This is a genomic window from Actinotalea sp., assembly GCF_041597215.1.
Taxonomy (GTDB): domain Bacteria; phylum Actinomycetota; class Actinomycetes; order Actinomycetales; family Cellulomonadaceae; genus Actinotalea.
In genome coordinates this window covers 1-24769 of sequence record NZ_JBFHHB010000014.1, presented here as the reverse complement: position 1 = coordinate 24769, position 24769 = coordinate 1, and the positions used below count along the sequence as shown (strand labels likewise).

Annotated in this window: 19 protein-coding genes; 9 read left to right on the top strand and 10 right to left on the bottom strand. The window is 71.7% G+C overall.

Annotated features, from left to right (window positions below; all coding sequences use genetic code 11):
* Positions 1 to 222: 222 nt before the first annotated feature.
* Positions 223 to 1662 carry a Re/Si-specific NAD(P)(+) transhydrogenase subunit beta gene (gene pntB, locus ABWK99_RS02415; protein WP_372593097.1) on the bottom strand — a complete coding sequence of 480 codons (1440 nt, stop codon included), beginning with the start codon at positions 1660 to 1662 and terminating at the stop codon, positions 223 to 225.
* Between the two features lie 2 nt (positions 1663 to 1664).
* On the bottom strand, positions 1665 to 3221 hold the full coding sequence (locus ABWK99_RS02410; protein ID WP_372593095.1) for a Re/Si-specific NAD(P)(+) transhydrogenase subunit alpha: 1557 nt from the start codon (positions 3219 to 3221) through the stop codon (positions 1665 to 1667).
* A gap of 480 nt (positions 3222 to 3701) precedes the next feature.
* Here ABWK99_RS02410 and ABWK99_RS02405 point away from each other — a divergent pair, with 480 nt between their 5' ends.
* Complete coding sequence (locus ABWK99_RS02405) at positions 3702 to 5084, top strand: glycosyltransferase family 4 protein (protein WP_372593094.1); 1383 nt, start codon at positions 3702 to 3704, stop codon at positions 5082 to 5084.
* 6 nt (positions 5085 to 5090) lie between these two features.
* On the opposite strand, the gene ABWK99_RS02400 is transcribed toward ABWK99_RS02405, so the two are convergent.
* The 3 genes from ABWK99_RS02400 to mfd form a co-directional block, all read right to left on the bottom strand.
* Positions 5091 to 5747, bottom strand: a complete 657-nt coding sequence (locus ABWK99_RS02400) for a MazG family protein (RefSeq protein WP_372593093.1) — start codon at positions 5745 to 5747, stop codon at positions 5091 to 5093.
* Positions 5748 to 5782: 35 nt separating this feature from the next.
* Entirely contained in the window at positions 5783 to 6304 is a 522-nt protein-coding gene (locus tag ABWK99_RS02395) for a hypothetical protein (protein ID WP_372593092.1), read from the bottom strand.
* A 140-nt stretch (positions 6305 to 6444) separates the two neighbouring features.
* Positions 6445 to 10050, bottom strand: a complete 3606-nt coding sequence (mfd, locus tag ABWK99_RS02390) for a transcription-repair coupling factor (RefSeq protein ID WP_372593091.1) — start codon at positions 10048 to 10050, stop codon at positions 6445 to 6447.
* A gap of 278 nt (positions 10051 to 10328) precedes the next feature.
* Here mfd and lhgO point away from each other — a divergent pair, with 278 nt between their 5' ends.
* The 5 genes from lhgO (at position 10329) to ABWK99_RS02365 (ending at position 15951) form a co-directional block, all read left to right on the top strand.
* On the top strand, positions 10329 to 11534 hold the full coding sequence (gene lhgO, locus ABWK99_RS02385; RefSeq protein WP_372593090.1) for an L-2-hydroxyglutarate oxidase: 1206 nt from the start codon (positions 10329 to 10331) through the stop codon (positions 11532 to 11534).
* Positions 11535 to 11629: 95 nt separating this feature from the next.
* Complete coding sequence (locus ABWK99_RS02380) at positions 11630 to 12307, top strand: hypothetical protein (RefSeq protein ID WP_372593089.1); 678 nt, start codon at positions 11630 to 11632, stop codon at positions 12305 to 12307.
* A gap of 1 nt (position 12308) precedes the next feature.
* Complete coding sequence (locus tag ABWK99_RS02375; RefSeq protein WP_372593088.1) at positions 12309 to 13733, top strand: MFS transporter; 1425 nt, start codon at positions 12309 to 12311, stop codon at positions 13731 to 13733.
* Positions 13730 to 14752, top strand: coding sequence for a hypothetical protein (locus ABWK99_RS02370; protein ID WP_372593087.1), 1023 nt, complete (start codon positions 13730 to 13732; stop codon positions 14750 to 14752). The genes ABWK99_RS02375 and ABWK99_RS02370 overlap by 4 nt, the downstream gene beginning before the upstream one ends.
* Complete coding sequence (locus tag ABWK99_RS02365) at positions 14749 to 15951, top strand: glycosyltransferase (protein ID WP_372593086.1); 1203 nt, start codon at positions 14749 to 14751, stop codon at positions 15949 to 15951. The genes ABWK99_RS02370 and ABWK99_RS02365 overlap by 4 nt, the downstream gene beginning before the upstream one ends.
* Here ABWK99_RS02365 and ABWK99_RS02360 read toward each other — a convergent pair.
* On the bottom strand, positions 15948 to 16613 hold the full coding sequence (locus tag ABWK99_RS02360; protein ID WP_372593085.1) for a hypothetical protein: 666 nt from the start codon (positions 16611 to 16613) through the stop codon (positions 15948 to 15950). The two genes, ABWK99_RS02365 and ABWK99_RS02360, sit on opposite strands and share 4 nt — an antisense overlap.
* A 204-nt stretch (positions 16614 to 16817) precedes the next feature.
* Between ABWK99_RS02360 and ABWK99_RS02355 the strand changes: the two genes are divergently transcribed.
* Positions 16818 to 17795 carry a hypothetical protein gene (locus tag ABWK99_RS02355; protein ID WP_372593084.1) on the top strand — a complete coding sequence of 326 codons (978 nt, stop codon included), beginning with the start codon at positions 16818 to 16820 and terminating at the stop codon, positions 17793 to 17795.
* A gap of 9 nt (positions 17796 to 17804) precedes the next feature.
* Positions 17805 to 19097 (top strand): O-antigen ligase family protein, encoded by a 1293-nt coding sequence (locus ABWK99_RS02350; RefSeq protein WP_372593083.1) that lies wholly within the window; start codon positions 17805 to 17807, stop codon positions 19095 to 19097.
* Positions 19098 to 19115: 18 nt separating this feature from the next.
* Here ABWK99_RS02350 and ABWK99_RS02345 read toward each other — a convergent pair whose 3' ends face one another.
* From ABWK99_RS02345 to ABWK99_RS02330, 4 genes are read right to left on the bottom strand one after another with little or no spacing between them, the layout of a single operon-like run.
* Positions 19116 to 19385 (bottom strand): acyl carrier protein, encoded by a 270-nt coding sequence (locus ABWK99_RS02345; RefSeq protein WP_372593082.1) that lies wholly within the window; start codon positions 19383 to 19385, stop codon positions 19116 to 19118.
* Between the two features lie 17 nt (positions 19386 to 19402).
* Positions 19403 to 20620 (bottom strand): pyridoxal-dependent decarboxylase, exosortase A system-associated, encoded by a 1218-nt coding sequence (locus tag ABWK99_RS02340; protein WP_372593081.1) that lies wholly within the window; start codon positions 20618 to 20620, stop codon positions 19403 to 19405.
* Positions 20617 to 22176 (bottom strand): acyl-CoA ligase (AMP-forming), exosortase A system-associated, encoded by a 1560-nt coding sequence (locus ABWK99_RS02335; protein WP_372593096.1) that lies wholly within the window; start codon positions 22174 to 22176, stop codon positions 20617 to 20619. The genes ABWK99_RS02340 and ABWK99_RS02335 overlap by 4 nt, the downstream gene beginning before the upstream one ends.
* A 56-nt stretch (positions 22177 to 22232) precedes the next feature.
* Entirely contained in the window at positions 22233 to 23090 is an 858-nt protein-coding gene (locus ABWK99_RS02330) for a hypothetical protein (RefSeq protein ID WP_372593080.1), read from the bottom strand.
* A gap of 430 nt (positions 23091 to 23520) precedes the next feature.
* Here ABWK99_RS02330 and ABWK99_RS02325 point away from each other — a divergent pair, with 430 nt between their 5' ends.
* Positions 23521 to 24711: a hypothetical protein gene (locus ABWK99_RS02325; RefSeq protein WP_372593079.1), complete on the top strand. Its 1191-nt coding sequence runs from the start codon at positions 23521 to 23523 to the stop codon at positions 24709 to 24711.
* The last annotated feature ends 58 nt before the right edge of the window (positions 24712 to 24769 follow it).

Here is a 24769-nt window from a genome sequence, read left to right as displayed (position 1 = left end):
TCGTGGATCTGCTGGACAGTGCTCCGGCGCCACCCGCTCGCTGGTGCGAACGGTCGGCGGCCGGTTCCGGCCGCCGGTCTTCGTCAACCGGCCACCGTCCAGCGTAGTGCCGTTCCGCGCCGATGGGTCGGGACGTTCGAACAAGGCATCCACGGGCTGGGACGACGATCGCCGGGCCCGCATGAGCGGACCCGGCGACCGGGACGAGCAGGGACCCGAGCGTCAGGCGGGCACCTTCGCGGGCAGGGCCGCGATGATCTTCTCCACCTGGTCCTTCGCGTCGCCGAAGAGCATCGCGGTGTTCTCCCGGAAGAAGAGCGGGTTCTGCACGCCCGCGTAGCCGGTGGCCATCGAGCGCTTGAAGACGATGACCTGCTTGGCGTTCCACACCTCGAGCACCGGCATCCCGGCGATCGGCGAGGACGGGTCCTCCAGGGCCGCCGGGTTGACGGTGTCGTTCGCCCCGATGACCAGGACGACGTCCGTGCCGGCGAAGTCCGCGTTGATCTCGTCCATCTCCAGGACGATGTCGTACGGCACCTTGGCCTCGGCGAGGAGCACGTTCATGTGCCCGGGCAGGCGACCCGCGACCGGGTGCACACCGAACGTCACCTGCACGCCGGACGCCCGCAGTCGGTGCACGAGGTCGGCGACGGGGTACTGCGCCTTGGCGACGGCCATGCCGTAGCCCGGGGTGATGATGACGCGACGCGCCTCGGTGAGGAGCTCGGCCACGGCCGGCGCGAGGATCTCGCGGTGCTCGCCGTGGTCCTCGCTGCTCGCCGCGACGGTCCCGCCCTCGACGCCGAAGCCACCGAGGATGACCGAGATGAACGAGCGGTTCATCGCCCGGCACATGATGTAGGAGAGGATCGCACCGGAGGAGCCCACGAGCGCCCCGGTGATGATGAGCAGGTTGTTGCCGAGCATGAACCCGGCGGCCGCGGCCGCCCAGCCGGAGTAGCTGTTGAGCATCGACACCACGACGGGCATGTCACCGCCGCCGATGGCAGCCACCATGTGGTAGCCGAGCGCGAAGCCGATCAGCGCGATCGCCGCGACCACCACGACCCCGAGCCCGACGCTCGCGGAGGGGATCGAGACGAGCCCGATCAGCAGCGCGAGGAAGACGACGAAGGCACCGAGGTTGAGCATGTTGCGCCCCGGCAGCACGAGCGGCTTGCTCGACATCTTGGCCGAGAGCTTGAGGTAGGCGACCACGGACCCGGTGAAGGTGTAGGCGCCGATGAAGACCCCGAGCCCGACCTCGACGAGGTGCACGGCACCGGCCTGCCCCTCGGGGGCGAGGAAGGAGTTGAAGCCGACCAGCACCGCTGCCATCCCCACGAAGGAGTGCAGCATCGCGATGAGCTCCGGCATCTGGGTCATCTCGACCTTGCGCGCGATCGGGGTGCCGATCACGGCACCGAGCGCGAGCACCACGAGGATGAGCAGCAGGGTGACGCCGACGGAACGGCGGTGCGGCTCGGTGTCCGAGAGGTGGAGCGAGTGGGCGATGGTCGCGCCGAGGGCCAGCACCATGCCGACCATGCCGAGCATGTTGCCCATGCGCGCGGTGGACTGCTTGGACAGCCCGGCGAGCGACAGGATGAACAGGATCGCGGCGACGATGTAGAGCGCCTGGATGAACTGGAGCAGCATCCTCATGCCTCCTTACGGAACATGCCGAGCATCCGGTAGGACACCAGGAACCCGCCGAAGATGTTGATCGAGGCGATGGTCGCCGCGACGAAGGACATGACGGCGACCGCCAGGTCCGTCGACCCGAGCTGGAGCAGCGCGCCGACCAGGATGATCCCCGAGATCGCGTTGGTCTGGGCCATCAGCGGGGTGTGCAGCGAGTGCGAGACGCCGCTGATCACGTAGTAGCCGACGACGACCGCCAGGGCGAAGACGGTGAAGTAGCCCGCGAGGCTCGCCGGGGAGAACGTCACCGCGAGGATCACCAGGGCTGCGGCGATCCCCGAGGAGACCAGTCGCCGACGCAGTCGGGCCGACTGGGCGGCGGCCTCGCGGGCCGCGACCACTGCCGGGTCCTCGACGGCCACCGGGGCGACGGCCGCGGCGGGTGCGGCCGAGACCTGCACGGGCGGCGGCGGCCACAGCACCTCACCGGAGTGGGAGACCGTCATCCCCCGCTGCACCTGGTCCTCGAGGTCCAGCACGAGGGTGCCGTCCTTGCCGGGGGTCAGGAGCTTCATGAGGTTGACGATGTTGGTGCCGAAGAGCTGGGAGGTGTGCTTGGGCAGCCGGCTCGTCAGGTCCGTCCAGCCGATGATCGTCACGCCGTTCTCGGTGACGATCTTCTCGCCGGGGACGGTGAGCTCGCAGTTGCCGCCGCCGGAGGCCGCGAGGTCGACGATGACGCTTCCCGGCCGCATGGCCGCGACCATCTCGGCGCTGATGGTGCGCGGGGCCGAGCCCCTCACCAGCGCCGTCGTGATGACGACGTCGGCCTTGGCCGACTCCGCCGCGTACATCTTCGCGGTGAGCTTCTCCTGCTCGTCTGTCAGCGCCGCCGCGTAACCGTCGGAGCTGACCTGCTGCTGGGCTGCCTCCGCCTGGACGAACTGCGCGCCCATCGACTCGATCTGCTCGCCGACCTCCGGCCGGACGTCGAAGGCGCGGACCTGCGCGCCGAGGCTCGCTGCGGTGCCGATCGCGGCCAGCCCGGCGACGCCGGCGCCGATCACGAAGACGTGGGCGGGGGCCGTCTTGCCCGCTGCGGTCACCTGACCGGTGAACATCCCGCCGTAGGACTCCGCCGCCTCGATCACCGCGCGGTAGCCGGCGACGTTGCTGAGGGTGCTGAGCACGTCGAGGGCCTGCGCCCGGGAGATGCGCGGGACGGCGTCCAGCGCCATCCCGGTGATCTTGCGCTCGGCGAGCCCCGAGACGAGGTCGGGACGGGCGCCGGGGGTCATCATCGAGACGAGCGTCGAGCCGGGGGTCATCGCGTCGAGCTGCGCCTCGTCCGGCGTGTTCACCGCCGTGACGATGTCCGCCGTCCAGACCGTCCCGGCGTCGACGATCGTCGCACCCGCCTCGCGGTAGGCGTCGTCGGACATGGTCGCTGCCGCGCCGGCCCCGCTCTCGACGGTCACCTCGTACCCGAGCGCGGTGAGCTGGCCGACGGTGGTCGGTGTGGCCGCCACCAACCGCTCGCCTGGCCGCGCCTCGCGCGGCACCCCGATCCTCATCTGCTGCTCCTGTCCCTCGTGTCCCGTGCGGGTTCCCGGTGCCGGGCACCGCGCGACCGATCCGCTCGCCTTCGCCGAGCCACCCGGATCGACCTCTCGGACCTGCCCTGCAGCGCGACCGGATGGCGACGGCACGCTATCGCGTACCCGACGGCGGCGTCGGGGTCGCCCACGCCGCAGGCAGGGTGTGCCACGAGCACACCCATACCCTGTCAATGATCCCCGCCTCGGGAGGGGCGGAGGGTGACCAACGACCCTCGCGCCGTACCCCTGGGGGTACTACCCCTGCACCGACGGGGCGCGGATCACCGTCCCGGACGAGGCCGACGGGGCGCTGGGTGCCCGCGAGGCGGGGGCGGGCGGGCCCGCCGTGGCCGCCGGGCCACGGGACGCTAGGGTTCGAGAGCCCGCAGCACGGGACGACGGCACCGGGCCGCACAGCAGTCGACGCCCGCGCGATGCACGACTCCAGGAGGTCCGATGCGCACCTTCCCCCGAGCCCGCCGGGACGACTCGTCTCCACCGCGGGTCCTGATCATCGTGCAGAACCTGCCCGTTCCCCTCGACAGGCGCGTCTGGCTCGAGTGCCAGGCGCTGCGCAGGGCCGGCTACCAGGTGAGCGTCATCTGCCCGAAGGGGCCGGGTGACCCCGCTCGCGAGGTCGTCGACGGTGTGGCGCTCTACAAGTACCGGCCCGCACCCGAGGCCCAGAACCTGCTGGGCTTCGTGATCGAGTTCGCCTACAGCTGGCTGCGCACGACGGCCCTGTCCCTCGTCGTCCGCCGCGAACGCGGATTCGACGTCATCCAGGCGTGCAACCCCCCGGACACCTACTGGCTGCTCGCCCGGCTCTGGCGCCCGTGGGGGGTGCGGTTCGTCTTCGACCACCACGACCTCAACCCCGAGCTCTTCCTCTCGCGCTTCGGGCGGCCCGGCACCGCCGCACGGCGGGCCCAGCTCCGCGGACTGGAGTGGCTCGAGCGGCAGACCTTCGCCGCGGCCCACCAGGTCATCTCCACCAACGAGTCCTACAAGGCCGTCGCGGTGCGGCGCGGCGGGCTCGCCCCGCAGGACGTGACCGTCGTGCGCTCGGGCCCCGACACCTCCGTCATGCGTCCCGTGGTGCCGGCGCAGGACCACAGCGAGGGCAAGCACCTGCTCGCGTACCTCGGCATCATGGGCCCGCAGGACGACGTGCACGTCGTCCTGGAGGTCATGGACGAGCTGGTCCACCGCCGCGGGCGCACCGACGTCCGCGCGGCCCTGCTCGGCTTCGGCGACTGCCTGGAGGACCTGCGCCGCACCTGCACCGGGCTCGGGCTCGACGACGTCGTGGAGTTCACCGGCCGGGTCGGGCCGGGGCCGATCGCCGACTACCTCTCCGCGGCGAGCGTCGGGCTCGGACCCGACCGCAAGACCCCGCTGAACGACCTCTCGACGATGAACAAGACGATGGAGTACATGGCCTACGCGGTGCCGTCGGTCTCCTTCGACCTCGCCGAGACCCAGATCTCGGGCGGCCCCTGCGGGCTCTACGTGACCTCGGGGGACGTCCCTGCCTTCGCCGACGCCGTGGAGCGCCTGCTCGACGACCCGGAGCTGCGGGTCGAGATGTCCGTCGACGCCCGCGAGCGTGCCGTCGCCCTGATGGACTGGCGGCCCCAGGCCGTCGCCTATGTCGGCGTTTTCGACCGCATGCTCGGCAGGACGACGGACCCCGAGGTCGTCGTCCCCCCGCCTGCCGACGCGACGACGGACGCCGAGGGACGGCCGTACGTCGACCTCGACCGGGACGGGGAGCTGCGGGCCTTCGTGCGGGGCCGCGGGCCCGGGGCCCTCCGCGGTGGGTCCATCGAGGGCTGAGACGACTCAGGCCCCGCCGTCCGACCGCTCGGTTCCCTCCGCGCGGTTCGGCTCGGCGGCGCGACTGCTCGCCTCGTAGCGCCGCACGGCCGAGCGCAGCGCGCCCTCCGCCTCCCACCCGGAGGACTGGGCCGCCGCCACGAGGGCCAGCAGCGCGTCGCCGAGGGAGTCCTCGTCCGTGATCGCGGCCGGAGCGGGCAGGGGCAGGCCTGCTCGTCGCGCCCGGCCGAGCACCTTCTGCGCTCGGGACAGCGCGGGCATGCCCAGCGGGATGCCGTCGAAGACCGAGTCGCGCGCCTTCTCCTCCTGCTTGATCGTCTCCCAGCGCCGGTGCACCTCCTCGGCGTCGTCGACCTGCGCCCCGTCGACGAAGACATGGGGGTGCCTCCTGCGCAGCTTCGCGGAGATGCCGGCGGCCACCTCGTCCAGGTCGAAGGGGTCCTCGGGGTCCTCGGCCGCGACCCTCGCATGGAAGACGACCTGCAGGAGCAGGTCACCGAGCTCCTCGCGCAGGTTGACGCGGTCGCCGGTCTCGATCGCCTCGGCGACCTCGAAGACCTCCTCGATCGCGTACGGGACGAGCGACTCATGGGTCTGCTCGGCGTCCCACGGGCAGCCCCCGGGCGAGCGGAGCCGGTCCATCACCTGGACGAGGTCGGCCACGGCCTCCCCCGGCCGGCGAGGACGCTGGTCGGGCGTCACGAGGTGGGGTCTGCGGCGATCCACACAGGGTCGGTCAGCTCGACCCGACCGGTCGTCTCGTCGAAGGTCCCGTAGCGGGGGTTCACGGTGACGTCCTGGGCGAGCACCTCAGCCTGGACCTCGGCGAGGACGTCCTCCCCGTCGGCGAGGTCGGAGAGGTTCGCGTTCGCCAGCGAGAAGAGCGCGACGTCGAGCGCCCCGGGACCGTAGTCCACGACCTCGGTGATCCCGGCAGAGGCGGTCGCCTCGGCAAGGAGCTGCTCCGCATCGGCGGTCGAGACGCCCACGCCGTTCTCCGAGGCGGCGGCCGCGTACTCGGGGGCCGCGATGAGCACAGCGAGGATGTCGGAGGCCGTGGCGCCCACGAGGATCGGCGCCAGCTCCTTCTGGGCGACCTGGAGCTCGTCCTGCGAGATGACTCGCCCGTCGACGACTGCAGCGGCGCCCGGATGGACCGAGCACGCCGCAAGGGACGCAGCGACGACGACGGCACCGACCACGGGCCTGAGGATCCTCACCAGAACGACCTCCTCCGACGACGGGCACCCCGCGGCGCCCGTGCGGGGACCATCGTAGGCGGCGTCGCGCCGGCGCGAGGACAGGGGCCGCCCGACGGGACGGAGCGGCCCGCAGGGAGCAGGCAGCCGGCCGGGTGCGCTCAGGCGCGTACGAGCACCTGCTCGACGAGCTCGCGGGCCCAGGCGAGGATCGCCGCTCCGCCCAGCGGCTTCCCGCCGACCTTCGCCGTACGCGGGAACGGCACGAGGATCGTGCGCAGGGCGGGCTTGAGGACCGTGCCCGGGTAGACGCGGCGCAGGCGCAGCTCCGCCGACTCCGGCAGCTCGACCGGGGCGAAGCGCACCATCGTCCCCTGGGCCGTGACGTCGGTCAGCCCGACGGACCGGGCGAGGTTGCGGAACGTCGCGACCTCCAGGAGCGACTCGACAGGAGCCGGCAGGAGCCCGTACCGGTCGACCAGCTCCTCGCGCACGGCGGCGAGCGCCTCGTCCGTCGTGGCGTCGGCGATCTTCCGGTAGGCCTCGAGGCGCAGCCGCTCGTGCCCGATGTAGTCGGTGGGCACGTGGGCGTCGACCGGGAGCTCGAGGGTGACCTCGGCCGGGGTCGGGTCGGGTTCGCCGCGGAAGGCGGCGACGGCCTCGCCGACCATCCGGATGTACAGGTCGAAGCCGACCCCGGCGATATGGCCCGACTGCTCGCCGCCGAGCAGGTTGCCCGCCCCACGGATCTCCAGGTCCTTCATCGCCACGGCCATGCCCGAGCCGAGGTCGGTGTTCGCGGCGATCGTCTGGAGGCGGTCGTGCGCCGTCTCGGTGAGCGGCTTCTCCGGCGGGTACATGAAGTAGGCGTAGGCGCGCTCACGCCCACGGCCCACGCGCCCGCGGAGCTGGTGCAGCTGGGACAGGCCCAGCAGGTCCGCCCGCTCCAGGATCAACGTGTTCGCGTTCGAGATGTCCAGACCGGTCTCGACGATCGTCGTGCTGACGAGGACGTCGAACCTCTTCTCCCAGAAGTCGACGATGACCTGCTCGAGCTGGTGCTCGCCCATCTTCCCGTGGGCGACGGCGATCCTGGCCTCCGGGACCAGCTCGGCCAGCCGCGCGGCCGCACGGTCGATCGACTCCACGCGGTTGTGCACGTAGAAGACCTGCCCCTCGCGCAGCAGCTCGCGGCGGATGGCGGCGGTGACCTGCTTCTGGTCGTACGCCCCGACGTAGGAGAGCACCGGGTGCCGCTCCTCTGGCGGGGTCGCGAGGGTCGACATCTCACGGATGCCCGTGACGGCCATCTCGAGGGTGCGCGGGATCGGCGTCGCACTCATCGCGAGGACGTCCACGTCCGTGCGCAGCGCCTTGAGCGTCTCCTTGTGCTCGACGCCGAAGCGCTGCTCCTCGTCGATGACCACCAGCCCCAGGTCCTTGAAGCGCACCTGTCCCGTGATGAGCCGGTGCGTGCCGATGACGACGTCGATGCTGCCGTCGGCGAGCCCCTCGACGACCTCCGTCGACTCGGAATCCGTCTGGAAGCGGGACAGGGCCTTGACGGTCACCGGGAACTGCGCGTAGCGCTCGCTGAACGTGTCGAGGTGCTGCTGGACCAGGAGGGTCGTGGGGACCAGCACGGCGACCTGCTTGCCGTCCTGCACGGCCTTGAAGGCGGCCCGCACCGCGATCTCCGTCTTTCCGTAGCCGACGTCCCCGCAGACCAGCCGGTCCATCGGGTACGGCTTCTCCATGTCCGCCTTGACCTCGTCGATCGTGACGAGCTGGTCAGGGGTCTCCACGTAGGCGAAGGCGTCCTCGAGCTCGGCCTGCCACGGGGTGTCGGGGCCGAAGGCGTGACCCGGCGTCGCCATCCGCGCGGAGTACAGCCGGATGAGCTCGCCGGCGATCTCCTTGACCGCCTTGTGCGCCTTGCCCTTGGTCTTGGCCCAGTCCGAGCCACCCATCCGGTTGAGGCTCGGCGCCTCTCCGCCCACGTACTTGGTGACCTGGTCGAGCTGGTCCGTCGGGACGTAGAGACGGTCCCCCGGCTGACCCCGCTTCGACGAGGCGTACTCGATGACCAGGTACTCGCGCGTGCCGGCGTTCGGCCCGGAACCGATCGTCCTGGCCGTGAGCTCGACGAACTTGCCGACGCCGTGCTGCTCGTGGACGACGTAGTCGCCCGGTCGCAGCGCGAGGGGGTCGACCATGCTGCGGCGACGGGAGGGCATCGTCCGCATGTCGCGCGTCGAGGTCCCCGCCCGACCGGTGAGATCGGCCTCGGTGAGGACGGCCACCCGCAGATCCGGGGCGACGAACCCTCGAGCGGCGGGGGCCGGCGTGACCAGCACCACCCCCGGCTCGGGCGCCTCGCCGACCCCCGACACGAGCCTGGCGGGGACCTCCGCCGCCAGGAGCTGCTCGACCATGCGGTTCGCGGGACCGTGCCCCTCGGTGGTGAGCACGATCCGCCAGCCCTCGCGCTGGAGCCCGTGCAGGTCCGTCAGGGCCGCGGCGACGTCACCGCGATAGCTGCGGACATCGCGTGCGGCGACCACGAGCGACCCGGCGTCGGCGTCCGCGACCGACTCGTCCGCCTCTGCGGACAGGGTGAACCCCGAGAGCGACCACCAGCCGAGGTGCGCGTCCAGCGCCCGCTCCCGGGTCTCGGCGAACGAGGAGAACGAGGCCGCACGGAGGTCGATCGGCGTGCTGCCCCCCGCAGCCGCTGCCGTCCACGCGGCGTCGAGGAACTCCTGGGTCGTGGCCATCAGGTCGTGCGCACGCCGCCGCACCCGCTCCGGGTCGACCACCACGACCAGGGAGTCGGAGCCGAGCAGCTCGACCACCGGGACCATCCGGTCCACCAGGACGGGAGCGAGGGACTCCATCCCCTCCACCGCGATGCCCTCGGCCAGGCGCCCGAGCATGTCCGCGGCGCCCGGCAGCTGCTCGGCGAGCGCCCGCGCGCGCTCGCGCACCGCCGGCGTGAGCAGGATCTCGCGGCAGGGCGGCGCCCACAGCCCGCCGGGTGCGACCTCGAGGCTGCGCTGGTCCGCGACCGCGAACCAGCGGATCTCCTCGACCTGGTCGCCCCAGAACTCGATCCTCAGCGGGTGATCCTCCGTCGGCGGGAAGACGTCCAGCAGCCCGCCGCGGACCGCGAACTCCCCGCGTCGCTCGACCATGTCGACGCGCGAGTAGGCGGCATCGGCGAGCGCCTCGGACACGGCGGAGAGGTCCGCCGTCTGCCCCGCCTGGAGCGCGACGGGCACGAGCTCGCCGAGGCCCTCGACGACGGGCTGGAGCAGGGCTCGGATGGGCACCACCAGCGCACGGATCGGCCCACCGAGTCCGCCGTCCTGCTCGGGGTGCGCGAGCCGACGGAAGACGGCGAGTCGACGCGCGACGGTGTCCGAGCGCGGCGAGAGCCGCTCGTGCGGGAGCGTCTCCCAGGACGGCAGCACGGCGACCGCGTTCGGGTCCTCGTCGTGCAGGTAGCAGCGCAGCGAGGTGGCGAGCTCGTCGGCCTCACGGCCGGTGGCGACGACGGCCACGAGACAGGCGGGCGGCCGGTCGCCGCCCCTCCCCGCGTCGGCGGTCCCCAGCAGGGAGGCGAGCAGCGCAGGGCGCACGCCCGATGGGGCGACGACGTCGAGCTCCTCGGTCCGCGCGGCAGGACTCGGTGCGCGGGAGGCGTCGGTCCAGCGTGCGACAGCGGGGTCCGCGCCGAGAACGGGCAGGAGTCCGGTGAGATCCATGGGTCCTTCGGGTGCGATTCGGGGGCGCGGCGCGCTCGACGCCCCGCCGATGTCGACGGTCCGCGGGTGGCCACCGGAAGCCCGGTCACGCACCCGCCCGTCGGTCGTGCGGCGAGACGAGTGTAGGAGTTCTCGCCGCGCCGCACCGTTCGCCCTCGACCGACGGGATCGCCACCTGCCGGCCGCCCCGCGGTGGAAGACTGCACCTGCGGCAGCGCGAGCGGCCGCTGGGCGTGCGGGCGACCGCTCCGCGCCCCGCCCGTCGATCGGAGCAGCCCATGGCCAAGGTCCTCGTCGTCGGCGGCGGGATCGTCGGCCTGGCGACGGCAGCACGGCTCGCTCGCCGAGGCGACGAGGTGACGGTGGTCGACAAGGAGGACGGGCTCGCGGAGCACCAGACCGGCCGCAACTCCGGAGTGATCCACTCGGGCCTCTACTACGCGCCGGGGAGCCTCAAGGCCAGGATGGGCATGGCAGGCGCCGCGAGCATGACCGCCTTCGCCCAGGAGCACGGCGTGGCGGTCCGCCGGACCGGCAAGCTCGTGGTGGCCGTGGACCGCTCGGAGCTCCCCGGCCTTTCCCGGCTCGCCGAGCGCGCCGTGGCGAACGGCGTGCCGGCCCGCCTCCTCGACCCGCAGGAGGCGGCCGAGTACGAGCCGCACGTCTCCTGCGTGGGTGCGCTGCGGGTCGAGACGACCGGGATCGTCGACTACCGCGCGGTCTGCTCGGTCCTGGCCGACCAGGTGCGGTCCGCAGGCGGCACCGTGCGGCTGGGGACCTCCTTCGTCGCAGCGCGGCCGGGCCCCGGTCGCCTGGAGGTGCGCCTGACCGACGCCACCGGAGCCCGCGAGGACCGCGCTGTCGACGCCCTGATCGCCTGCGCCGGTCTTCAGGCCGACCGCGTCGCGCTCGCCTGCGGGGTCGATCCGGGCGCGCGGATCGTGCCCTTCCGCGGCGAGTACTTCGAGCTGAGGGCCGACGCCGTCGATCTCGTCCAGGGGTTGATCTACCCCGTCCCCGACCCGCGCTTCCCGTTCCTCGGCGTGCACCTGACCAGGATGGTCACGGGGGGCGTCCACGCCGGCCCGAACGCCGTCCTGGCGCTGGCCCGCGAGGGCTACCGCTGGTCGGACGTCTCACCTGCCGACATCGCCGACGCGTTCTCGTGGCCGGGACTGTGGCGGCTCGGTGCGCAGAACTGGATCCCCGGGGCGCACGAGGTCGCACGCTCCCTCTCCCGGGCCCTCTTCGCCCGGTCCCTGGCGCGCCTCGTCCCCTCCATCACCGCCGAGCACCTCGAACCGACCGCGTCCGGCGTCCGGGCTCAGGCGCTGCGCCGTGACGGGGGGCTCGTCGACGACTTCCTCGTCCGGTCCGCCCCACGCCAGGTGCACGTGATCAACGCCCCGTCGCCCGCGGCGACGGCCGCACTGGAGATCGCCGCCCACCTGGAGCGCGAGGTCGACGAGGCGCTCGCGGGCTGAGGTGCCGAGCGGGTGAAACGGCCGGGCGGCGTTTCACGACGACGTGGACGCCAGTAGCCTGCGGGTGTCCGATCTGTCCGATCCGAGGAGCCCGTATGCCGAGAACCGCGCGTACGGCCGCGGCACGCCGCGTCGACCGGCCCGCAGGTGCGCTCCTCGTCGCACTGGCGATGCTCGGCGCCACCGCCTGCACCTCCTCGAGCGACGAGCCCACCGACTCCTCGTCCACGTCCGTCTCCTCCGGGGCCTCGGAGGGCGGCTCCGGTGGGACGGAGCCGTCCGGCGGCGGGACCGAGGGTGCCGGGTCCACCGAGGGGAGCGGAAGCAGCGGTGCGGACGGCTCAGCGAGCGAGACCCTGCCGGACCCGACCCCGACGGCGACCGCCCTCGTGCCCCCGGGCGACATCGTCGTGCTCACCGGCCCGATGCCCGCCACGGCCTCCGCGACGGGACGACTGGTCGACGGCTACCCGAGCTCGATCGTCCCGGTGCTGGACGAGATCACCGTGGTGAGCTCGTCGGTGAGCTCCCAGGGCGACCGCCTTCAGCTCGGCCTCCAGGGGTCGAGCGACCTGTCCCCCGACGAGGTCACGGCGGCATACGTCGCCGCGCTGGCCGCCCAGTCGTTCTCCTCTGCTCCGGGCGTCGCGATCGAGGGCTCGACGGCGACCCAGTTCTCCCGGGGCTCCGACGGCGTCGTCCTCACGGTGCGCTCGCGCACCGGAGGGGGGACCGAGCTCACGCTCGCCGGCACCCTCGTGAGGGGCGGCTGAGGTGACGGCATCGACGCGCTCCGGTTCCCTGCCCGCCGAGCCGGCACCTGGCGGGACGCGACCGCCCCGCGCTGCCCGGTCGACGCGGGTGTCCTCCGCCGTCGTCACCCTCGGGATCGTCAGCCTGCTCACCGACATCTCCTCGGAGTCGGTGGCGGCGATCCTGCCCCTGTACATCACCGCCGCCCTCGGCCTGTCGACGATCGCCTACGGCTTCATCGACGGGATCCTGCAGGGAGCCAGCGCCCTGGTGCGCATCGCCGGCGGCTGGGCCGCGGACCGCGGTGACCACCCCAAGTGGGTGGCCTTCGTCGGCTACGGGCTCTCCGCAGTGTCTCGAGCGGGGCTCCTGCTCGCCTCGGGATTCGCCGGGGTCGCCGCGATGATCACCGTCGACCGGCTCGGCAAGGGGATCCGCACAGCGCCCCGCGACGCGATGATCACCGCCGCCAGCGAGCCGCGGACCCTTGCGCGGTCGTTCGGGGTGCACAGGACGCTCGACACCGTCGGTGCCACCCTCGGCCCGCTCATCGCCTTCGCGATCCTGCTCGTCATCCCCAACGGCTACCACACGGTGTTCGTCGTCTCCCTCGGCTTCGCCGTCGTCGGGCTCGCCGTGCTCGGCCTCTTCGCGCCGGACCTGCGCCCCCGCCGCGCGGCGTGGCTCGAGAAGCACCGCACCCGGGAGACCCGCGGCCTGCCCTCGTGCAAGGGATGCTCCTGCGGGGTACCGGGCCTCGTCCCGGCCGGTCGGCCGTTCTCCTGGCGGTCCGCCGCGAACCCCGCCGTCCGCAAGGTGCTGCTCGCGGTCGGCGGCCTCGCGCTGCTCACCGTGGGCGACGGTTTCGTCTACCTCTCGCTCCAGGCCCGCGACGGCTTCGCCACCCAGTGGTTCCCGCTGCTCTACGTCGGGACCAACCTCGCCTACATGAGCCTCGCGCTGCCGATCGGTCGGCTCGCCGACCGGTGGGGGCGCGCCCGGGTGCTCATCGTCGGGCACGTGGCCCTGCTGGCCGCGTACCTCAGCGCAGCGGTGGTCCTCGGCGGCGCCTGGACGACCCTCGTCACGCTCGCGCTCCTCGGCGTGTTCTACGCCGCGACCGACGGTGTGCTCGCCGCGGTGGTCGGTGAGCATGCCGACGCCTCGGTGCGCGGGACGGCGATCGGCACGGCGCAGACCGTCGTCGCGGTCGCCCGGATGGTCTCCGCGGCCGGCTTCGGCTTCCTCTGGTACGGCCTGGGCCGTGCGCCCGCGATGCTCGTGGTCGCGGGCGCCCTCGCCATCGCCCTTCCCTTCGCCTACCGAGCCGTGCGCGGCCTGGACACCGCGCCCCCTCCGGACGACCAGGGCGAGGAGGACGAGACCGCGGTACCGTCCGATGCCGGCGCGGACGGCGCGCCCAGGAGCCCGGAGGACCGCTCATGAGCCGCCCCACCCCACGCGTCTGGGCGCTGCTCGCGGTCGTCACCGTCGCGATCGGGGTCGGCACCGCCGTCGGCGTGACGGAGTACCGCCGAGCCGCCGCGCAGGACGCAGCGGCGGATCCGGTGGCTGCCACCGATCTCGCCTCGGTCTCCGGGGTCCCGCATCTCGTGTTCCGCTCGACGGCCCCCGGTGACCAGTACGGGCTCGTCGCCCTCGTGCCCCTGGACGACCCGAGCGGCCCGCGGGCGTTCACCGACGTCGAGTGCGACCGCGTCGCCGCAGGGGCCACCGCGACTGCCTGCCTGCGCACGATCCGGGGCGTCGCCACGCGCTTCGAGGCAGAGCTGCTCGACGCGCAGTGGCAGACGACCGAGACGTGGCCCCTCCCCGGCGTGCCGAGCCGGACGCGTCTCTCGTCGGACCAGACACTCCTCGCGACGACGTCGTTCGTCACCGGGCACTCGTACACCACGACCGGCTTCACGACCCAGACGATCGTGCACGACCTGACGAGCGGCGACTCCTTCGACATCGAGGAGTTCACCCTCGTCGTCGACGGCGAGGAGGTCGCTCCGGTCGACCGCAACCTCTGGGGCGTCACCTTCGCCGACGACGACACGTTCTACGCCACCGCGCAGTCGCAGTCCCTCGGGCACACCTGGCTGGTGCGGGGCAGCCTCTCCGAGCGGACCGTCGAGACGATCCAGGACGGCGGCGCCTGCCCGTCGATCTCCCCGGACGGCACCCGGATCGGCTTCAAGGTCCAGACGTCGAACGATCCGGTGCACTGGGAGATCGGCATCCTCGACCTGAGGGACGGCTCCCAGCGGGTCCTGACGGGCGAGACCCGCAGCTTCGACGACCAGATCGCCTGGCTCGACGACGACACGGTCATGTACGGCCTTCCTCGCGCGGACGAGCCGGGGGTGACCGACGTGTGGTCGATCGACCTCGCAGAGGACGCGAGCCCCGTGCTGCTGGTCCCGCAGGCGTGGTCGCCGCAGGTGGTGGGCGGATGAGCACGGCGGGGGCCCGCGAAGGGGCGGGCGGGCCGGAGCGCATGCGATGCCTGGTGTACGCGCCCTACTCCTTCAGCGGTCGCGGACCAGCCGAGAGCTGCGCCCAGATCGCCGGGGGGATCGCCGGTACCGGTGAGGTCGTCGAGGTCTTCGCCGGTCGACGCCGCGTCATGCTCCCCGACGGCGTGCGGGTGCGCGAGCCGTTTCCTGGGCTCGCGCGGCGGGTGCCGTGGCGGTACGTCGAGACCGTGGCGCTCCGTCGCGCGGAGGAGCAGTTCCGCCGCGCCCTGTCGACGGCCGACCCGCGATCGACCATCGCCTACTTCTGGCCCGGCACCCCGTCCCGGCTCGTTCTCGAGGCGCGCGATCGCGGGATCCTCACCGTCCGAGAGATGATCAACTCCGCCCTCGCGACCTCGGGGCCGATCCTTGATCGGGCCTACTCCCGGCTCGGCCTGGAGCCGAGTCACGGAGTCACCGCGGAGGCGATCGCCGGCGAGACGGCTGAGCTGCCGCTCTACGACTACCTCTTCGCGTCGAATCCAGAGGTCGAACGCTCCCTCCTCGACGTCGGCATCCGTCCCGAGCAGATCTTGTCCACCACGTTCGGCTGGCGCCCCGAACGCTTCGTCGGCGGCGAGCCGATCGAGCGGACCGTGCCCTTCCGCGCTGTGTTCGTCGGGCGGATCGGGGTCCGCAAGGGGGTACCGGAGCTGCTCGAGGCCTGGTCCTCGCTCGATCTGGACGGAGAGCTCGTCCTCGTCGGTTCCGTCGACTCCGAGATCGCCGACCTCGTGGCGGAGCACGTGAGGACGGGCACCGTCCGGCTGTGGGGCTACGCCGACAACCCAGGGTCGATCTACGCAGGCTCGGACGTGTTCGTCTTCCCCACCCTCGAAGAGGGCGGACCGCAGGTGACCTACGAAGCGGCCGGTTGCGGGCTTCCCGTGATCACCACGCCGATGGGCGCCGCTCGCCTCGTCGAGCACGCCAAGACGGGCATGATCGTCGATCCTGCGTCACCGAGCCAGATCGCCGCGGCGCTCCGCACCCTCGCCGAGGACCCGCTGACGCGGTCGTCCTGCGGGGCCGCGGCCAGGGCGGCGGCCGCTGACTTCGGCTACGACCGCGTCGGAGCTCAACGTGCGGCACTCCTGCGGGGGGTGCTGTCGCGCGAGGAGGACGGGTCGGGCGGCTAGGTGGCCGCTGCCGCGTCGGCGCCTGGCGCGATCGGGACGCGTCGACGGGCCCTGTGCTCGAGCAGGACCGTGAGCGCGAGCGCGCCGGACCCGGACAAGAGGCAGATCATCGCGATCGCGCGCATCGCGCTCCCACCGACGTAGTACACCGGGGGGACGGCCGGGACGACCTCTGTCGTGACCAGGTCCGAAGCAGCGACTCCTTCCTGGAAGGCGGCGAGTTCCGCGTCGATGCGATCCAGGAGCTCGAGCTGCCGGGCACGGACGTCCTCGATCGTCGGGCCCACCACCTGCACGTCGAGCACCTGCCGGGAGTAGACGGTCGACCACTGGCCCCCGTAGTCGGGAAGGCGGACCGCCCACCCGTCGAGGACACCCTCACCGACGATCGTCGCAGCAGGGTCCGCCATCTTGTTCCACATCGCGTTCCCGTTGATCTGCCTCGCGACGAGGCCCGCCGTGATGATGAGATCACTCGACCGGACCTTCAGCGTGTTCGGGTTGATCGCACTGCTGGGCGCGAGGAAGGTGACCTCGGCGCGGGACCAGTAGACCCCGGATGCCTGCTTGGCGAGGTAGCTTCCCCCGGCGGCGACCGCGAGGGCGAGCAGCAGGACGTACCACCGACGCACCAGCGCCTGCAGCGTGTCCCAGATCGTCACCGACGCCCCTCTCCTCCGGCCAGCACGAGTCTGGCACGGCCGATGTGCTCCTCGGCCGCGACCTCGGGTGAAGATACTGTGACAAACCGGACAGCATCCGGCGAGCGCGGCGTCCAGGCGCGGAGCGGGCACTAGCCTCGAAGGAACGCCGCGGCCCGCGCGGCCCGCCGGCCGGACTGTCAGGGGCAGTGCATGGAGCTCAACGTGGTAGCAGCATCCTTGCTGCGACGGTGGTACCTCGTCGTCGCCGGGATGGTGATGACGACCGGCCTCGCGTTCCTGGCCTTCCAGGCTGTCCCCCCGACGTACAGCGCGACAGCGACCATCGTCCTCCTCCCCGCCGATGCGACGGTCGCCGACGGGTCGAACCCGCTCCTCCAGCTGGGCGGGCTCGAGCAACCCGCGTCCCTCGTCGTCGCGTACGTCGCCGGCGACGAGGTGCGCGCACCGTTCGAGGCCCAGTTCCCGGAGACGACCTACGAGGTCATCGAAGACCCGCTCTCCCGCGGGCCGCTGATCATCATGACCGTGCTCGGCCCCAGTTCCACCACCGTCATGACCGCATTGGACGCCGCGATCGCCGAGGTGCCGACGGCCCTGACGAGCCTCCAGGACAGGGTCAGCGCACCCACCGAGTCACGCGTGAGGTCGACCCCGCTGTCGATCGACCCAGAACCGACGACCGTCATGGGCACGACCCTTCGTGCGATCATCGCCGCCGCAGGCGTCGGCATGGTCGGCACCCTCGTCGGCACGGTGAGCCTCGACAGGCTGCTGTCGCTACGCCGGACCCGCCGACCGACGCGCCCCGTCGAGCCGGAGAGCGAGAACGGCGCGGCAGACGACACCGAGAGCGGCACCCCGGAGGAGGCCTCAGCAGCCGCCCCTGCCGAGGAGGACGCTTCGGCCGCCCCGGCCGAGGAATCAGACGCTTCGGCCGCCCCGGCCGAGGTCGAGCGCTCAGGGGACACCGAGTCGGATCAGGGAGATGCGACGGTCGGGTCCGACGACGAGGAGCTCTCGATCGCGAGGTCGACGTCGGACGACGGCCCCTCCGCGAGCGCTACCCCGCCGAGCGGGCAGTCGCGGATGCGCTCCGGTCGGCGCCGCACGGACGCCCGGCCGACGCAGGACGAACGGATGCGCGAGCGCGGCGGGCGCCTCATCGTGCCCTGGGCGTAGCGGCCTGATATGGCGCATGTCTTCACCCGCTCGACGCTGCGTCGCACGGGGGTGTTCGGCTGGCTGACGGTCTACATCGTGCTCCTCTTCGCCATCCCGTCGCGTCTGGTCTTCGCGCCGTTGGGAAGCGCAGGTGCTCCCTCGATGCTGTTCGGCCTCGGCAGCGCCCTGGCCTGGTTCCTCGCCCAGCTCTGGAGACGGTCCGGCACGCCGTCACCGCGCCGACCGATCCGGCTCGCTCTCGTGCTCTTCCTCGTGAGCGTCGGGATCAGCTACGTCGCCGCCATGGTCCGGCCGATCGACCAGGACGAGGTCAGCCCGGCAGATGTCGCGGTGATCGTCGCGATCTCGTGGACCGGCGTCCTTCTCATGGCTCATGACGGTCTCGCACGGTTGAGCGACGTCGAGGCCCTGGTGAGGCGCTTCGCCTTCCTCGGCGGGCTCATGGCCCTCCTCGGCCTCGTCCAGTACGCCACCCGGCGGGTGCTGATCGACGCCATCGCCATTCCCGGCCTCACCGCCGTCCACGGCGTCGACTCGTTCTTCCGGAACGGCCAGGTGCGGATCTCGGGGACGGCGACACACCCGATCGAGTTCGGCGCTCTGCTCGCGATCCTGCTCCCGCTCGCCCTGCACGGCGCGCTGCACCCCGCAGGACGAGGGATGGTACGCCGGTGGTTCCCGGCCGCAACGATCTCGCTGGCACTGGCGCTGTCGATGTCCCGGTCGGCGTATCTCAGCCTCGCGGTTGCGCTGCTGGTCCTCCTCGTGGGGTGGCCACCGAGGATCCGGTGGCGCATCGGGGCTGCCGTCGTCGGTGGTGGCGCCCTGCTGAGCCTCTCGGTCCCCAACCTCTTCCGCTCGGTTCGGAGCATGTTCATCACGGCGAAGGACGACCCGAGCATCCTGTCGAGGACCGACAGCTACGCGGTGGCCCTGCAGTTCGTCCAGGACGCGCCATGGATCGGACGGGGCCTCGGCACGTTCCTGCCGAAGTACCGGATCTTCGACAACACCTACCTCGGCCTCCTCGTGAGCGGCGGAGTCCTCGGCACCGTCGCCTTCGTCGCGATCCCGCTGGTCGCCATCGTCCTGCTCCTCCGGCGCCGCCATCGATGGTCGGACGACCAGTCGTCCGACCTCGCTCTCTCGCTCGCTGCCGGCATCGCCGCCGGCGCGGTCGCCCTCGCGTTCTTCGACGGCTTCGCATTCCCGATGACGATGGGGACGTTCTTCCTCACCCTCGGAATCGCCGGGGCCCTCGTCCGGCTGCATCCGGACGACGCACCGCCCGGCACCTGAGGGCGCCGCCGGCCGCGTTCAGTGATCGCTCGCGGGGCCCCGCTTGCCCTCGACGAAGCGTGCCAGCGAGCCGAGGGTCTCGAAGATCTCGCCGCTGAACTCCTCGTCGTCGATGGTGATGCCGAAGCTCCGCTCGAGCGAGGTCACCACTTCGAGCACACCGAGAGAGTCGAGCTCAGGAACCGCACCGAAGAGCGGGCTCGACGCCGTCATACCGGCGGCCCGGTCCTCGATCCCGAGGGTCGAGACGAGGACCGCCTTGACGTCCTCGATCAGTGCGTCGCTCATGGGGCTCCTTCGGTCGGTCAGACGAGGACTTCGATCGGGGCCGGGTGCCCCAGGAAGGCGGTCGGGCTCGCGGTGAGCCCGTACGCCCCCGCATGGAAGATCGCAACGAGGTCGCCGACGTCCGCCCGCGGGAGCTCGACCCGGTCGCCGAGGAGGTCGAGCGGGGTGCAGAGGCAACCGACGACGGTCACGGTCTCCTCGGGCTCCGCCGAGACGGCCGTGGCCACCGCGACGGGGTAGTTGCGGCGGATCACCTGCCCGAGGTTTCCGGACGCCGCGAGCTGGTGGTGCATGCCGCCGTCGACGACGAGGTAGACGCTGCCGCGGGAGACCTTGCGGTCGACCACCCGGGTGACGTAGACCCCGGCCTCGGCCACGAGGTACCTGCCGAGCTCCACGACGAACGAGGACTCCGGGAGCGCAGGAGTCAGCCGCCCCTCGACCAGGTCGGTGAGGTTCGCCGCCACCGCCTCGATGTCGAGCGCCTTGTCCTGGGGGAAGTACGGGACACCGAAACCGCCACCGAGGTTGACGTACCGCACGGGCTGCGGTGCATCGACGCTCAGTGCGAGCACCAGGTCGACGGTCCGGGCCTGAGCCTGCGCGAGCAGGTCGGCGGACAGGTTCTGGGACCCGGCGAACACATGGAAGCCGAGGAGCTCGACCCCTGCGGCGTCGGCCTCCCGCATGAGGTCGGGGACCTGCTCGGCGTCGACGCCGAACTGCTGAGGACCACCCCCCATCCGCATCCCTGAGCCGCGCACCGCGAAGTCGGGGTTGACCCGGATCGCAACCCGCGGCCGGACCCCGACCACCTCGCCCGCACGCACCGTGCGCCGTGTCTCGCCGAAGGACTCGACCTCGATCGTCACGCCCGCGGCGACCGCCTGCTCGAGCTCGGAGTCGGTCTTGCCGGGTCCCGCGAAGCTGACCCGCGCCGGTTCTGCGCCGGTGTCGAGCGCGACCCGCATCTCATGCGCACTGGCCACGTCGAGCGCGTCGACCGACGAGGCGAGCAGGTGGACGACGGCAGGCATCGGATTCGCCTTGATCGCGTAGCCGATGCTCAGGCGATCGGGCAGCAGCCCGCGCAGCAAGGCGACGCGTTCCAGGATGAGGCGCCGGTCGTAGGCGAAGAACGGCGTCGAACCGACCCGATGGGCAAGCCTGTCGATCGGCACGCCGCCCACCGTCAGCGCACCGTCGGCGTCTCCGAACGCGGAAATCGTCGTCATGACGGGTACTCCGCCCGGACGAGGGTGCGATCGTACTTACCGTTGGGCGACCGAGGGATCGCATCCCTGACGACGACCTCTCCCGGCACCATGAAGCCGGGCAGCACGCCTCTCAGCTCTCTGATCAGCAGGTCGGGATCGAGCCCCTGCCCCGCGGGCGGAGCCACGACGAGGACGATGCGCTGGCCCAGCCGGGAATCGTCCACGCCGAAGGCGACGGCGTCGACGACGAGCCGGGTCTGCAGGGCAGCCTCCTCGACCTCTGTCGGACTGACGCGGTAGCCCGATGTCTTGATCATCTCGTCAGCGCGACCCACGAAATACAGGAAGCCCTCCTCGTCCGCGACCACGGTGTCGCCGGACCAGACAGCCATCTCTGGCAACCGATGCCCGGTGGTGGGTCCAGGAACGGGCCGGAACCGTTCTGCCGTCCGCTCCGGGTCACCCCAGTATCCGAGCGCGACGAGCGCGCCGCGATGAACGAGCTCGCCGGGTTCGCCCGGCTCGCACCGCGAGCCATCCGGCCGGACGACGACGATCTCGGCGTTGGGGATCGCCTTGCCGATCGAGTCCGGTCGCCGGTCGACCTCCGCCGGGTCGAGGTAGGTCGACCGGAACGCCTCGGTGAGTCCGTACATGAGGAACGGGCTCGCCGTCTCGAACACCGCGCGGAGGCGGTCGAGCACGGTCCGGGGCATCCGCCCACCGGTGTTCGCGAAGTACCGCATGCGAGCACGGGCCGCGTCCGGCCACTCGAGGCCCGCGATCTGGATCCAGAGCGGCGGGACGCACGTCAGGCCGGTGACGTTCCACCTGGCGCATGCGCGCGGGACGTCGGCGGGGACGAGGTAGTTGAGCAGCACCACGTGCGCACCTGCGTGGAAGGCAGTGGTCACCTGCGACAGGCCGGCGTCGAAGCTCAGAGGGAGCACGGACAGGATCACGTCGCTCTCGACGTTCCCGAGGTACGTGCTCACGCTCTGCGCGCCGACCAGGAGGTTCCGGTGACTCAGGACGACACCCTTGGGCAGTCCCGTGCTGCCGGAGGTGTAGAGGATCGCGGCCACGTCTAGGTCGATGCCGGACCGGACAGGGCTCGCCGACGCCGCCGTGAGGAGATCCGTCCAGGCGTGGATCTCGATCCCTTCGCGCGGCGCTCCGGGCCCGTCGACGACCACGACGTGCTCGAGGTCCTCGCATTGCGCGAGGACCTCGCCGAGGAGTTCGAGCCTTGCGGCGGAAGTGACGAGAACTCGTGCACCGCAGTCGGCCACGATGTGGGCGACCTGGGAAGGCTTGAGCAGTGGATTGATCGGCACGAAGGCGCCGCCCGCCACCGATGCACCGAGGAAGGCTGTCACGGCCTCGGGTCGCTTCTCGAGGAACACGGCGACGCGATCCTCGCGACGCAGCCCCAATTCCGTGAAGCCGGACCCGCACATCGCCGCTGAGCGCCAGAGCTCGGCGTAGGTGAGCGTCTCATCCTTGTAGGAGAGGGCGGGCGCGTCCGGAGCCGTGCTTGCCCGCGACGCGAGGAGCTCGTGCCAGACCGTCATCACGGCGTCAGCATAGTGCTGCCCGTCGCCGGGGCCAGGTGATCACCTGCGCTCCGTCACCATGCGACGCAGGTGATCTCGCTGTAGAGATCGTCGATGTCCGCGGCGTCGACCTGGTCGCTCAGGAAGAGCTTCGGGCGGCCGCTCACGGTGAAGGAACGGTTGAGCGGAGCTCCCGAAATGCGGTGCTCGGCGAGCAGCAGCGGCATTCCGCGAAGCAGGAGGTGCCCGCCGAGTGCGTCCACTGCGCGGGGGAACAGCCGGGGCGCGCCGACGTGCACGAGCGCGGCGAAGAGGGGCAGGTTCCGGCGCCGGACCCGCCGGTAGACGACGTAGCACGGCTTCCCGTCGAGGAGCACGACCACGTGATGCGCGGCAGCGGCGTCGCGGTGATCTCGGAAGATCTCGGCGTCTCGACCCGTGAGCAGTTCGGCTATTCGCGCACCGTCGGTGACGACCTCGGGCCCGTTGCGCGGCCGCACCGTCGGCAGGTTCACGCGAAGTGAGGTGGTCGTGTCGAGCCGCCGGAACCCCAGCCGCTCGTCGATCGAGACGACGGACCCGCTGGGTGACAGGTCCGTGTAGACGTCGGCTCCCGAAGCGAGCAGCGCACGCAGGAGTCGGAGGGCATGGGGACGGTAGTCGTCGGCGACGCACCACGCGGCGAGGTTGCAGATGCGCCTGGTCGACGCGCCGACCTCGCGTCGCGAGGTGAAGGTGAGGTAGACGCCCACGACTGCGTCGCCGTCGCGCAGGCACACGCCGTGACCGTCAGCGTCGGTGCGCCACGGGGGCACGATGGCGCGGGCCCACTGCTCGGCGGAGAGACGGCCGTTCAGCTGCTCGTGGAGGAAGAGCGCGACGTCGCCGAGGCTGTCGCCGTCGACGGGGCAGACACGAACGGAACTCGGCACGCCGAGCAGCCTGCCACGGCCCCGGCTGTGTGTCACCGACGACCGCTGGACGTCGGCGACGGGCCATCGGGGCACGGACCCGCGATCGCCCCGCTCGGGCGGACGGGGCGGCTCGACGACTGAGGATCTCACGATCTGAGACGGCCGCGGTGCGGACCCCCGACCGTTTGTGCAGTTCACGGTGCACGCGGCCATCCCGGGCCACTGCTCCGATCGAGTGACTCTTGGAGCGTCGGCGCCGACGTGTTCTCATGGTTCAGCACCGTTACCGAAAAGTTACCTTCGATGCCCCGCGTCCGCCTGCCTCAGGGTCAGGCGAGCACGTCCTTGGCGGCGTCGTCCCGACGGGAGACCCCACGTGCACGGATCCAGATCGCGACACGCCCTGAGCAGGCGTCGACCGCGGGCCACGTCCCTCGTAGCGACGGCGGTGGCCGCGCTCACCGTCGTGGCAGCAGTCGGCGTGACGGGCTTCGGCTCCGGGACCACGTCGGCCCAGGCCGCCACGAGCAGCGCTGCCGTCCGGACCGCCTGGTCCGGGATCTCTTCAGAGTTCCGATGCGCACCGAAGCGCACGGCGGGCACCTACGTGAACTCCAGGAGCGGGTCGTCGTCCAGGCACGGGGAGCGGACGTGGTACCGCAGCTCCTCCGCCGACAAGGACACCGCGACGCCGATGCCGTCGGCCACCCCGACGCCGGCTGCCACGCCCGCCGCAGAGCCCAGCGCCACGCCGAGCCCGACCGCGACGCCCACGCCGACCGCCACCTCGACGCCCAGCCCGACGCCGACCCCGACGCCGAGCGCCACGCCGACGTCGACCGCCCCGTCGACCCCGTCCGTCGCAAGCGGCAGCTACCCCGACGCCTCGAGCACCGGCGTCCCGGCCGGAGTCGCCCTGACGCCGTACACCGGCCCCTCGACGATCACCGAAGCCGGCACCGTCATCGACGGCAAGCTCATCACCAAGCCACTGGTCATCGCCGCCTCGGCGAGCAACGTGACCATCAAGAACAGCCGCATCTCGGCCCAGGGCTTCTGGTTGGTGCTGAACGACGCCGGAGCGAAGAACCTGCAGATCGTCGACAGCGAGCTGGACGGCAAGGGCAGCACCTCCAACGACGCGGCCGTCGCGGGACGCAACTACACCCTCACCCGGGTGAACATCCACAGCACCGTCGACGGACTGAAGCTCGGGGACGACGTCACCGTGCAGGACTCGTACATCCATGACCTGGTCACGACGTCCGACTCGCACAACGACGGCATGCAGTCCCTCGGCTCGGACGACGTGCTGATCCGCCACAACACGGTGATCATGCCGAAGGGCTCGACCTCCGCGATCCTGCTCTCGACCGGGTCCGCCGACTCGATGCGACGCATCGTCATCGACAACAACCTGCTCGGCGGCGGCGCCTACACCCTCTACGGCGGGTATGAGGCGGGAGTGGACGACCTGTCGCGGGTGTCCGACATCACGGTCTCGAACAACCGGATCACGACGACGGTCAGCCCGCAGGGCGGCGCCTTCGGGCCGTTCACCTCCGTCGGCAAGCCTGCCGTCACGATGACCGGGAACGTCTGGCACGACGGCGCGAACGCGGGACGCACCATCTCCTGACGGTCGACGCAGTCACCGCGCCAGAGCCGGTCGCGTATCCGACCTCGGATCGCGACCG